The following is a 12,143-nucleotide window of genomic DNA, read 5'->3' as shown; positions in this document are numbered from 1 at the left end:
TCAATATGTGTGAGCATGTAGCGCATTTTGTAATTTTTTTGCCCTGCAAAGATGGTAATAATTCTCCGATCGCACCAAATTTTCCGGAAAGTATTTTTTTATTTCGTAATTTCAGAATGCCTGGAAGCCCTTTGGCTTAAGGCCCGGCATGGGAAAGCTTTCATTTCTCCACCTTTAAACCAGTGAGTATGAAAATCTTTTTCTTTCTGTCGCTATTCCTGCCGGGACTATTCTTTTCTGAAACCAGCAAGACCTTTATCGATCCCACGGGAACGTACATCCTCAAAGGCGAAGTTCATGATAACAAGGTGGTCAGCCATTCCGGTGAAATAAGGGTCAAACTCTTGCGACCCGAACAACTGACGCTTTGCTTTTACCTCGACAAAGGCTATCCGCGTTATGAATCCGGTTCACTTTTAGACACCCTGCGTTATGATGACAACCAGGCCGTCTATGTTTCGAAGGACTCCGACTGCATGCTGCGTTTTTATTTCAAGCCGAACGGAGTAGAGCTCATCCATGTATTCTCCCAGGCCGGAAGCGACTGCGGCTTCCCGCCCGGCGTGCTCATTGGGGCATTCTTTAGAAAGACCTCGTCGGGTATCCCGGTGATCCAGGACCTCTCCGGCCACAAGGTCGCGGTGGGCTATTGATTTGGGGAGTGAACAATTCAGGCATAAATTTGGTTAAACCAATAAAACCCAGGATCATGTTACTCAAGCGCAGCGCCGAAATATTCAATAATTACCTGGCCGTTATCGACGAGCACCTGGAGGATATATTGACGGGTAATGCGGACGAGATGTTCGAGTTGAGGGATATTGCCAAAAGACTCTTCATCCACCCTACCCATCTCAGCAACGTCATCAAAGAATATACGGGGAAGCATCCCTGCTATTTCTACGAACAGAAGATTCTCGCCGTCGCCAAACGGCTGTTGGCTGACTCCAGCCAATCCATTGCAGCGGTGGCACGCAGGCTTACTTATGATCCCTCCAATTTTACCAAATGGTTCCGCACTTATGCGGGCGTCAGCCCATCCGAATACCGGCGGATGCCGCTCACTGACGCCGGATATGCAGCAGCACCTTATCAGGCCGCAGGGTAAGCAGCGGCTTTAACTCGGGAACCTGATCCGTGGCAGCGATCGTAAACCTGGTGAAGAAGGCCTGCAAGAAAAGACACATCTCGGCCATCGCGAAATTATTCCCAATGCACATCCGGGGGCCGGCCCCAAAAGGATAAAAAGCATTCATTTTCCTTATCTTCCCACTCTCATCGAGAAATCTCCCGGGATGAAACTCTTCAGCAACCTCCCAATAGTCTGAGCTGCGGTGAAGTCCGTAGAAAAAAGTCATGATCACGGTGCCGGCGGGATAGGAGAAATGGCCGTATTCATCATCCGTAAGCGCTTCACGGTCGGCTATCCAGGCGGGTGGATATAGCCGCATGGCTTCGTCAATGACAGCATGAAAATAGTCGTTGCGAATACAGGATTGGGAGTCTGTCGCCGCTTTTGCGATGCCGATGAGCTGTTGCCGCACCTCTTCATCGTTCGCTACCAGATATAACAACCACGCCAGGGTGTTGGCCGTTGTATCATGACCCGCCAGCATAAGGACCAGCACCTCGTCGATGAGCTGATCTTCCGTCATGCCCTCCCCGCTGTCTTCATAGCGTGCAGTAAGCAGCATATTCAGCAAATCGTCATACGATGCCGTATCGGCCTTCCGCCGGCGGATGATACCGCGGATCATTTCTTTCATCGCAGCCGACCTTTCCAGGGCCTGCTTCTTCTCGCCGTTGAAAGGATACAACAGCCGCCGGAACGGTTGCCGGATATCGTCGACAAGAAAGTTCTGTACATCTGTGAAGGCCTGACTAAGTTCTGTCATGGTCTCCGCTGAAAGGGGAATATCGAACAGCGACCGGATAGCAACCCTGAACGACAGCCTGTACATCAGCGGATAGATGTCGATGTTGTCGCCCACAGGAAAAGAAGCCAGGGATTCATCGACGGTGCGGCTGATGATCTCGTACAATCCCTGTAATCGTTTGGCGTGGAAGCCGGGCTGGATCAGTCGCCGTTGCTGCAACCAGTAATCGCCGTTGGAGAAGACCAGGCCATTGCCAAAGAGCTGCGCTCCTCTCCCGGCTGACATTTCAGACTTCTGATAATTAGTGTGCCGCTCTCGCAGCACATGGTTGATAAAGCCGGGATCCTGGGTCAGGATCAGCTGCAGGTTGCCGGGAAAGAGGGCGGAATAGGTGTCGCCGAATTTCTTCATGTTACCACAGACTTCGGTGATGGGCGAACGGGAGAAGCGAAATGCCCGCAGCATCACCTGTAAGGAGGAATATCCTTTGGGGATATGGTAGACAGGTTCGTGGACGGTCATAGTAAAGGTAGTTAGGAAGTTCATCCTAAAGTTACTTTACACCGGTGGAATTATCTTTAACTTTTACAAGGTAAATTTTACCGCCGCCGTCAGATAGAACAAATTAGCTCCATTCTCGGAAAGGGAGGGTTGATTGGGCACGACAAGCAGGTTCTGCGGCAGTACATAAGCCGGGGTGAGAATGAAATTGAACTTTTTATATCCATACACCATCGGGAAGCTGAATTCATAGGCCAGGATGTTGAACTGCTGGCTATTGGTGGTTACCTGCTGTTCGGAAACAGGGAAAATGAGAAAGTTGTGTTGCTGATAATAGGTCTGGGTAAAATTCTGCGTGCCGGCATAGACATTGGCGGTAGGGTCCAGGACGATGACGTCGTTGCCAAAGATGTGGGGGATACGGATAATATGATCCAGGCCGGCCTGGACGCCGATGTCGGTCTGGTCACTCCATTTGACATTGGCGCCAAGAGTGATATTGATCACCTTATTGAGTTGGGTAATACTGGCGGAAGCGGCCTCTCTCACAGCCGACTGGATCAGGTTGATATCCTGCTGATAAAAGAACCGGGAGACCGAGAGGTTGCCGGCCCAGTTGCCTTTATGATTTTTGAAGTTGTACCCGCCTTCGAGAAGGGTTGCCGCATATTGCGACTGCAAACTGTTTTGAATGAAAACGAAATTGGCATTTACATACAGCCCGTTCTTCAGTGCGAGGCCGACGAAAGGATCGATGGCTTTGCTATGCAGGCTGTCCACCCGACCGTAATAATTGAGCCCGGAATTATACAGTACCCCGGCGATGAAGTGTGTCTTTTCCTGTGTGCTTGTAGTGTCTTTTACAGCGAGGGAGTCTTTTGCCTGGGCAAATGCACCCTGAGCGAACAAGAGAAGAAAGATGATAGTATATAAACGCATGATCGTGGATTAAAAGGATTAAAAGAAAAAGACTGCAGCCGCCTTTCGGCAGCCACAGTCGCATAGGGATTTAGTGGTTGCTCGTGCCGGCTGCTGCTTTTACCTTGACATTCGCATCGGCATGGATCTTATCGGGACCCACGGCGGCGTTGTTCGAGGAAGAGGCAGAAGCGTTGACCCTGGCGTTATCTTTTACCTGGCTGGAGTTGCCTGACGTATGGGAGCCGCCAGACATACCTGCGCTACCGGAAGTAGATGCTGACGTAGATGATGCGGCATGCTGGGAGGCGTCAACCGTTGTAGCTGTCGCGGCTTTTGCGGTCGAAGCATCGGACTTTACCTCGGCCTTTGCCTCGGAACCTACCTTCGAAGCTTCGGCCTTGGCAGTAGAAGCGGTTGCCTTGGCAGCGGAAGTCGTAGCCTTTGCTGCATTAGCGGAAGTGGTTGCGGTGGCGTGCAGGGCGTTGTTTACACCCGGCGAAGAAACACTTGCAGCAGAGGTGAGCCTTGTCGAGCTGGCAACTCCCAGTCTCAGCTGCGCAGAAGAATGATTAGAGATAGCGAGGAATCCAAGAATGATCGAAGCAATTGCAAAACGTTTCATAATTCGTGATTTAGATTGTTATTAAATATCAGGCGTTGTTCTTGTGCCCTTTACTTTATATCAACCTATCCGAAATCTTGTTACCCCCCCTTTTGCGAAATTTTTTGAAAACGCTAATGTCTGGAGGCCTTCGTCGGACCTGCTTCGCCACGGTCCTCCTCGGTCGGAACCTTCGCTTCGCTCGGTTCTGGCCGACGAGCCTCCGGTCCGTCTAGGTTACTTTAGATTGGTTTCCAACTCTTTAGCGCGATCGGAAACGGGTGTTCCTGCGGGTATTTTGTGGAGCCATTCAAGGGCAGCGGCAGTGTTTTTCTCAGCGGCATAGCTGAGGGCAAGATAAAATGCCGCTTCATAACGGAGCAGGGAATGCCCCACATATACTTTTTCTAAGTCGTTACGCGCAGCCGTGACCGCACCGGTATGCCAGCCGGCGACTCCCCGATAGAAGAGTGCCAATTGGTTGGTGGTATCTGCTTTTACCGCTTGATCGAGCAGCGGCAGGGCCTTTGCAAATTCCTGCCGGTTGAAATAGACGGCTGCTTCCTGCATAAGCGTATCTGTATTTCCGCCACGCTCTGTCACTCCGACCATTTGGGTATTGGCAAGCCGCTGGTACAGGTCTTTATTATCGGAAGGCCAAAGCAACACCGTAGCGATGATAACCGAAGCCGCCGCTGCCATCCCGGCCACCCAACGCGTAAGCAGTATGCGCTTTGCGCCGGTATCCTTTTTAAAGTATTCCTTGTTGAATGCCGAAAGGGTATCCTGCAAAGCTGTGGTCCCGGCATCCGGTGCGAGCCGTTGCCGAAGGGTGGCTTTTAATTCCCGGTATAGCGCGACCTCGGCGCCAAGGGCGGGGTCATTTTGGAGATCGGCTTCGAACTGTTGCCTTTCGCCGTCATCCATTTCGTCGTCTACATACCGGATGATATATTCTTTATCATAAGTGGGCATAGTTTAGAGTTTTTGTGCTTCTATATAGGATAACAGGGTAGCCATGCATTCGGATTTCTTCTTGCGCAAATAGCCATAGGTGACACCTAATGCGGCGGCCACCTCTTCCTGCTTTTCACCTGTAAGGATCAGCCTTAGTATTTCCTGGCATTTCTCTCCCAGCCGCTGAAACTGCAGGAGAAAAAGGCGAGCCCTGTCTTCGTCGAGGGCCAGCTTTTCCGCCGCGGCGAATACATCTTCCCCCAAATCATATACATCATCTGTCGATTTTGTTACCGGGCTATGCCCTCTTTTCTTTAATTCGTTAAGCCATTTCCTTTTACAGATGAGCAAGAGAAAGGGCTCGAAGGGGCAAGTCAATTGGAGGGCCTTGTATTTGGCCTGATTATAGATATCTATCAGGGATTCCTGGAAAATGTCGGCGGCGTCATCGGCGGAGCCGCGGTTCTTGAGGATATGGGTCCGGATCGATGGGGCAAAACGCCGGTAGATCTCTTCTACTACAGACTTGTCATTTCGTAAAAGACCATCGACAAAACGCTGATCGGGGTGTATCGCCATTCCCACCGGTTTTTGGCGAATATCCAAAAAAAACGCTGAAAGGGGGTAACAAATCATTGCCACCGTTGATGAAACTAAAGAGACCTGTTTTTTCGTTAATTTCCTTTATCATGATGCGAATGAAGGTTATCTATCTATTCATGCTATTGACGACAGGGTACTCCTGTTTTGCGCAGGATTCGACACAGCCTGTGATCCGGGTCGAGGAAAGAGGCGACAGTCTGCATTTTTCTTCGAGCTTGCGGCCTTTGCGCCAGATAGTCGGCGCCCCGCCCTGCTATTATTCCTACTTCTGGGAGCTGGGTGATGGCCGGTTTAGCTTTGATCGCGAGCCGAACCATGCCTATCGCGACACGGGTGTCTACCAGGTAAGATTGTATGCTACCAATAATTATGACGATGGCAAGGCCCCGCCGACGAGGCCGCACCCTATAAAAGTGCGCAAGCGATCACTAAGCAGGGAAGCCCTGGCCTCGCATTTCTTTCACGGCGGTGGCGACATCGAGATGAAGATCAACCGCTATCCCCGGCCGGGCGAGAATTTTGTCACCGTCATTGGTTATCGCAACCAGGGCAGCGACAGCCTGGGCGGGTCGATCGTCCTATTCTATAATGAAAGGCAATTTGACCAGCAAGGATTCGCACTGGCGGATAGGCGGTTTTACAACCGGGAACAAGGCGGGTCGCTGGAGTCCCTGATGGCGGGTTTGGATGCCACCGAAAACAGGGCATCGCTTGCCGCCGGTGCGGGGCATACAGATAAGGTGGGTGGCGCCGGCTGGGGCACCGCAGCTGGCGAGAGGGGATCGGCAGAGGTCGCTTCGGTGGATGAAGACGCCGCAGCCAATGCAGCTGCTGCCCGATCGATGTTACAATCGCTGGAAAATACCTATTCCCAACATACGGTGCTGCATTTTCCCGCCATTAGCCGAGGCGAAGAGAAATTTGTTTTCCTCGAGATGAATACCCTTCCCACTATGCTACAGGATACCAATGCCACCGTGGGATTCAGCGCGATGCTGGTACCGGACAATCCTTCGGCACCGCCCGAAGTATATCAGATGGACATGGTCGTAGTGGCGTCACATGACCCGAACCGTTTCCTTTTCAGGAGCCGCCGGATCAACTATCGCTTTATGAGTAAGAAAAAGGAGCTGTCCTACCGGGTACAGTTCCAGAATACCGGGAACGGCCCCACCCGGCGGATCGCCATCGGCTTCAGGGTCCCGCCGCAGCTTGATCCGGGGAGCTTTACGCTAAAGGCCGTCAGCCCGGCATGCCCCTTCTGCCTTTCCGGGGACAGGAGCCGCAGCTGTATCGACACGGTCTTCCGTAATGACAGCGTCTATATCATATTCAACAACATCTACCTGCCGGGACTACAACAGGAAGAGGTCCACGACAAAGACTCTACGGAAGGGTTTGTCGACTATACCATCCGGTTTCGAAAGAAGCCAAAGAAAATCCCTTTCAGCACACAGGCATCCATTGTCTTCGACAGGCATCAGCCGGTGGTGACGAACAAGGCAACGGCCCGGTTTATCAAGGGGCTTTCACCCGGATTTATGGCGGGGTACAGCGTGTTACCGGGGAATGGAGGTTATAGTGCGACGGGCCCATTGCAGTTTGGTTATGTCCTGGCGCCCTATGCCCCTTCCAGGCCCTACTTCCAGGTGGAGGCCTTTGTAGGGTTTCTGCAACAGGATGCATTTACGAGTGTGGTGGTAAAACAACAGACGGATACGTTGGTAGCCGGGGTGCCCCTCGTGATCACCGGGCGGCAAAGCAAAACGACGACACAACGCAACAGTTTTGAGATAACACCCCTGCATTACCGTTATAATATCGGCAAGTGGATCGGTATCGGCGCCGGAGCTATGGCCCAGATCAATATCTCCGAGCAGACTACGGTGGAGAACAGGACCTTCTTCAATATCCCTGTCCCCCTGCTGAATAGTACGACCGCCGTGAGCACTCAAAAATCTGCCGTCACTTACCTGGGCAGCTGGAATGCGGCGCCTTTTGTCGACCTGCAGCTTGGGATGGTAAAGGTGGGACCGGTGATAGGCGTCCGCTATATGCGGCTGTTGAAGGGCGATGTCACTGACCGTTTCTTTCTCTATGCCGGCTTCAAGTTATAATGTTTGTTATCTTGAGGCATGAATTGTCTTCACCGGAGACCCGGCGGGGTGCTGTTGCTCCTGCTGATTTGCCTTTTGTGCCGGGCGCAGCCGCCAATGGCCGGTGCTGCAGTGCCCCCACCCCTTGCATCGACTCTTCGGCAATTGCAGACCAGGGATGATCTTTCCGGGTGGATCTATCAGCAGATACAATATGTGGCGAAGGCGCCGGCGAGCCGGTCGGCCCTGCTTGTACATGCAGTCGATGAAGCCTGGCGTCATCCCCGGACGGCGGAAGAGGTGCAGGCCTGGCAGGACCTGCTTATCAATGAAGGGTATGCCTTGTTACTCAGCGGCGCTATCGTTCCATCCACGGATGCATATACTGCCGCCTATGACTGGGCAAGCCGGCACCCCGAAGGGACGGATTCCGTTTCGATGGTGGAATATATCCTCAAACCCCTGGGTAATAATTATACCCGGCTGGGTGACTATGAACAGGCCTTGTTCATCCATCAGAAAGCGCTTTCCCTTGCCGGTTCCGGCAAGGATAACGAGGCCCTGGCAGGGACATATAGTAATCTCGCCAACACCTGCAGCAATATGGGCCGCCCGCAGCAATCCCTGGAATACTGCCGGAAGGGGTTGGCCGTTGCGAATACCTCTTCGGCGCTGTTCGGGCTATTGCTGTCCGAGCAGGCGGATGCCTGTCAGCAGTTGGAACGATGGGATGAGGCAAGGTCGAGCATCGATAAAAGTATTGCTGTTCTGGAGCGATCGCTTCACCGGGACAGAAATTCTGCCGCGGGGTACTGGCTGTTGATGGCCTACCAGCAGGCAGGTGATATTTATCTCGCACAACCTGCAAAGGCATTGTCCTATTATCAACGGGCACTTGCCTTACAAGACCAGTTATCCCAACAACAGGGAGAGATGCGGCAACGTGAACAGGCAAAGCTTTTCCAGCGACTTAGTGTCCTTTACACCCGGCTTCACCAGAATGCCCGCGCCATCTATTGGTCAGACCGCTGTTTGTCGGTGCTGGTACCCGGAAAGAAGATCGGTGAGCTACAGGAAGCCGATCTCTATGCCGAGAACACCCTGGCCGATGTGTTGTATACCCGGGCGGGATTGGCAAAAGGTCTGGGATCGATGGATGAGGCCCTACGGCTGTTTTCCCGCTGCTTTTCCGTAGGAAAAAAGTTGCGGCAGGAATTGATCACCGGATCGTCGCGTGAGCTGGCCGTCGCCGACACCCGAAAGCAATATGAAGAAGCCATCGGTACCGCCTGGGATGCCTGGAAGCGTACGGAAAATAAAAAGTATACGCAGGCGATGTTGTATTTTATGGAAAGCAGCAAGGCGCAGCTTTTGCTGGAGGAAGTGATCAGGCAACAACCAACCGGCGGCCGTTATCCGGGTGACAGTCTTGAAAGCCGGGTCCGGCTCCTGGAAAGAGCTCGCATTTATTATGAGAAAGAAGCTCTCCAATCCCCGCAAAACGATAGTATCGCCGCAGTGCACGCCGCACAGGAAAAACAGGTCACCTGGGAGTTGGCCCAGGTCCGAAAAAAGGTGGCGGTCCCCACTGAGGCCCGGCGGGAATATTTGTCTAAGGGCTATGTATATGATGCCGGTTTCTCTATCGACTCGTTACACGTGCTGCTCGACGACAACCAGCTGGGAAGGCTGTTTTTCCAGGGGTCGTCGGCGCTATATGTCGTCGAATGCTCGGCCGCGGGCATCAACTTTGTCGAAAAGCTTCCCTTCGCTGCACAATGGGAGGATAGCGTGAGGGGATTTATCCGAACCTGGTTTCAACAGGGGGCTAATGCGATGATCGATGATCCCCTTCGCTACTACCAGGAGGCTTACGGAATTTACCGGATGTTGTTTGGGACGCACCCCCTTCAGCCGGGGCAAGAATATATCCTGTTTCCCGACGGGCCGCTGAGCCTGTTGCCGGTGGAAGCGCTGGTAACCGGGAGCAACTGTCCGCCATCACCTGCCGACTGGCCTTTTGTGATAAAACAAGCGGCTATCTCTTATGGGTGGTCGCTAGAGACTTTATTGAAGCAACGGACCAATGCTGCCACGGAAAGCGGGTTCTCTGGCTTTTTTCTCTCCGGCAACCAGGGTTCGTCTCCTTTACTGGAGGCTGTCGGTGGAGAGGAAGAGGGGATAAAACGCGCCATAAAGTCCGGAAGCTGGTATACCGATAGCCAGGCGACTGCAGCACGTTTCTACCAGGCGTTGGGCGCCTCTGCCGTGGTGCATGTCAGCTCCCATGCCTTTACGCAGAAAGGTGGGCTCGATGTTCCGCATATCGAATTCTATGATGAACCTTTTTATCTTTTCGAACTGCAGGGCCTAACCCATCATCCGGCCCTTGTAGTGCTGAGCGCCTGCCGTACCGCCGACGGAAGAATGGTCACCGGGGAAGGGGTGCAAAGCCTGGCGCGCGCATTTACAGCCGGTGGCGCCAAGGCCGTGGTGGCGGGCTGGTGGAATCTGAATGATGAAACGGCTGCGCAGTTGATGGAGCGGTACTATGCTGCGCTGACAGAGGATACGTCGACCGGCGATCGGGTGAATGCTGCTGATGCCCTGCGAAGGGTAAAACTGGCATGGTTAAGCGATGCTACAGTACCATATTTACACAAGCTGCCTTATTTCTGGGCGGGCCTTGGCTACCTGGGTGACCCGACTCCGGTGAGCAAGGGTTCTTTCGGAGAAAAAAAAGGGCCACGTTGGTGGCCCTTGCTGGTAGCTATTTGCGCAATGATTATAATCTTGGTTTACGCTCGTGGCCGAAGAGGACATAACCCAGCGTGAAATTCCAGCTCTGGTTGCCCAGGTTGACATAACTGGTTTTATATTGTGTGACGAAACCACGCATCCAGCCGACCGAAAACTGCAGTTTTTTGTACTGCAATCCGAGCAGGATATTCATGCCTGCGTCGATGGATGCCACATTACTCTGGCCTATGGTAGCGTAAGAGCCATCGCTTGAGAGTTTGATATTGTTCTTGATGGGGCCACCGCCCGGGGTGTAATTGTTGGTCGAGTTATCGTAACCTATATACCATCCTTTTTCAGTACCGTTGAGGTTTTTTTGGATATAGGGCCCCAGGCCGCCAAAGACCTTCCATTTGGAATTTACGCGATAGCTATAGAGTAAATTCACCGGGAGGCGCAGGGAATAGATCCTCAAATGCGTATCGGAATAACCGATTACGAAATTCCCTTCACCGGGGAAGCCCTTGGATTGACCGAGATGAGAGCCCGATTCGACATACATCAGGGCAGGCTGAATTTCGAAGCCGGAATAACCCAGGTCATATTCGCCAAAGACACCTGCTTGAAAGCCATTTATTGCCCAGGTGAACTCCCCTGCATCGAGGCCGGTGTAGCCATCTGTCTGCCACATATTAAGAGAACTGAAAGAACCTTGAACACCAAGACGAAACTGAGAAAAACCTTTAATGGATATCAGACATAAAATACAGATCAAAAATTTCTTCATACGTATCTGTTGGTTAATTGAGTTAAATGGGGGCCACCCTTCCAATGGACCGGCAAACTAATTCTTTTGCTGCAATGAGAATATACTTTAACAAACTGATAACCAGATAATTTGCTGATTATCAGCAACAAACCATCACACCATCTTGATAGATGGGTCAACGCGGGGCCGAAGGTATGGCAAAATTGTTAAATTGCTTCTATATGACTGTACGCTCCTTCGACCTTAAAATGTTGTTTCTCCTGGTAATTTTCCCCCTTTTGCTTGTTCTTGCTCTTGCCGGCTGCAGCGATCACCCTGACAAGACAACGACTAACAGTACAGCGGTGTCTCCCACCGTCGCTAATCTCAACTTTAGCGTCGGGAAAGTTTACAAGCACGATACGACATCTTATACGGAAGGGTTGCTCTTCCACGATCATCAATTGTTCGAAAGCAGCGGGGCCACATCGGAGGACCCGGAGACCAGGAGCATCGCGGGTGTTGTGAATATGAATACCGGGAAGATCGACAAGAAGGTCGAGTTGGACAAGAACCGGTATTTTGGGGAGGGCATCGTTTTTTTCAAGGACAAGCTCTATCAGCTGACCTATAAGAACCAGACCGGATTTATCTACGATGCGGCGACGTATAAACGTATCGACAGTTTCCGCTACCAAAATGCGGAAGGATGGGCGTTGACGACGGATTCCAATTTGCTGATCATGAGCGACGGCACCAGTTCGCTCACCTATCTGGATCCCGCCAGTCTGAAACCGGTGAAAACCCTGGCAGTGACGGAGGATGGGGTTGCGCTGGATAGTCTCAACGAGCTGGAATATATAAAAGGATATATCTATGCCAACCGGTATTTGAAGAATTATATTGTCAAGATCGATCCGGCTACGGGGAATGTGGTTGCCAAAATTGATCTGAGCTCGCTGGTGGAGGCAGACCATGTCAAAAATCCCAATGGGGATGTCCTCAACGGTATCGCCTATGATCGCGATAATGATAAGATATATGTAACAGGAAAGTTGTGGGCGTCAATATACCAGGTGAATTTTGCGCATTAACTTTAC

11 protein-coding genes are annotated in these 12,143 nt (G+C 52.0%); 5 read left to right on the top strand and 6 right to left on the bottom strand.

Features of this window, described 5'->3' with window-relative positions:
- Positions 1-188: 188 nt before the first annotated feature.
- Positions 189-653: a hypothetical protein gene (locus IEY39_RS20645; protein ID WP_188935144.1), complete on the top strand. Its 465-nt coding sequence runs from the start codon at positions 189-191 to the stop codon at positions 651-653.
- 56 nt (positions 654-709) lie between these two features.
- Complete coding sequence (locus IEY39_RS20640) at positions 710-1,108, top strand: helix-turn-helix domain-containing protein (RefSeq protein WP_188935142.1); 399 nt, start codon at positions 710-712, stop codon at positions 1,106-1,108.
- Here the strand turns inward: IEY39_RS20640 and IEY39_RS20635 are convergent.
- The 5 genes from IEY39_RS20635 to IEY39_RS20615 all read right to left on the bottom strand — a co-directional run bounded on the left by IEY39_RS20635 (position 1,062) and on the right by IEY39_RS20615 (position 5,436).
- Positions 1,062-2,423, bottom strand: coding sequence for a cytochrome P450 (locus tag IEY39_RS20635; RefSeq protein ID WP_188935140.1), 1,362 nt, complete (start codon positions 2,421-2,423; stop codon positions 1,062-1,064). The genes IEY39_RS20640 and IEY39_RS20635 overlap by 47 nt on opposite strands.
- Positions 2,424-2,462: 39 nt before the next feature.
- Positions 2,463-3,317 carry a hypothetical protein gene (locus IEY39_RS20630; RefSeq protein WP_188935138.1) on the bottom strand — a complete coding sequence of 285 codons (855 nt, stop codon included), beginning with the start codon at positions 3,315-3,317 and terminating at the stop codon, positions 2,463-2,465.
- A gap of 70 nt (positions 3,318-3,387) precedes the next feature.
- Positions 3,388-3,921: a hypothetical protein gene (locus tag IEY39_RS20625; protein WP_188935136.1), complete on the bottom strand. Its 534-nt coding sequence runs from the start codon at positions 3,919-3,921 to the stop codon at positions 3,388-3,390.
- Positions 3,922-4,137: 216 nt separating this feature from the next.
- Complete coding sequence (locus IEY39_RS20620) at positions 4,138-4,875, bottom strand: anti-sigma factor (protein WP_188935134.1); 738 nt, start codon at positions 4,873-4,875, stop codon at positions 4,138-4,140.
- Between the two features lie 3 nt (positions 4,876-4,878).
- Complete coding sequence (locus IEY39_RS20615; protein WP_188935132.1) at positions 4,879-5,436, bottom strand: RNA polymerase sigma factor; 558 nt, start codon at positions 5,434-5,436, stop codon at positions 4,879-4,881.
- Between the two features lie 110 nt (positions 5,437-5,546).
- On the opposite strand from IEY39_RS20615, the gene IEY39_RS20610 reads away from it, so the two are divergent.
- The gene (locus IEY39_RS20610) at positions 5,547-7,577 is read left to right on the top strand and encodes a DUF7849 domain-containing protein (RefSeq protein ID WP_188935130.1); all 2,031 of its coding nucleotides are present in this window, start codon (positions 5,547-5,549) and stop codon (positions 7,575-7,577) included.
- An 18-nt stretch (positions 7,578-7,595) separates the two neighbouring features.
- Positions 7,596-10,391: a CHAT domain-containing protein gene (locus IEY39_RS20605; protein WP_188935128.1), complete on the top strand. Its 2,796-nt coding sequence runs from the start codon at positions 7,596-7,598 to the stop codon at positions 10,389-10,391.
- Here the strand turns inward: IEY39_RS20605 and IEY39_RS20600 are convergent.
- On the bottom strand, positions 10,342-11,082 hold the full coding sequence (locus IEY39_RS20600; RefSeq protein ID WP_262892871.1) for an outer membrane beta-barrel protein: 741 nt from the start codon (positions 11,080-11,082) through the stop codon (positions 10,342-10,344). The genes IEY39_RS20605 and IEY39_RS20600 overlap by 50 nt on opposite strands.
- Positions 11,083-11,285: 203 nt before the next feature.
- Here IEY39_RS20600 and IEY39_RS20595 point away from each other — a divergent pair, with 203 nt between their 5' ends.
- The gene (locus IEY39_RS20595) at positions 11,286-12,137 is read left to right on the top strand and encodes a glutaminyl-peptide cyclotransferase (RefSeq protein WP_188935124.1); all 852 of its coding nucleotides are present in this window, start codon (positions 11,286-11,288) and stop codon (positions 12,135-12,137) included.
- Positions 12,138-12,143 lie beyond the last annotated feature (6 nt).

Origin of the sequence: Puia dinghuensis (assembly GCF_014642875.1) — a bacterium.
Taxonomy (GTDB): Bacteria; Bacteroidota; Bacteroidia; order Chitinophagales; family Chitinophagaceae; genus Puia; species Puia dinghuensis.
This window is presented reverse-complemented; position numbering and strand designations above follow the sequence as displayed.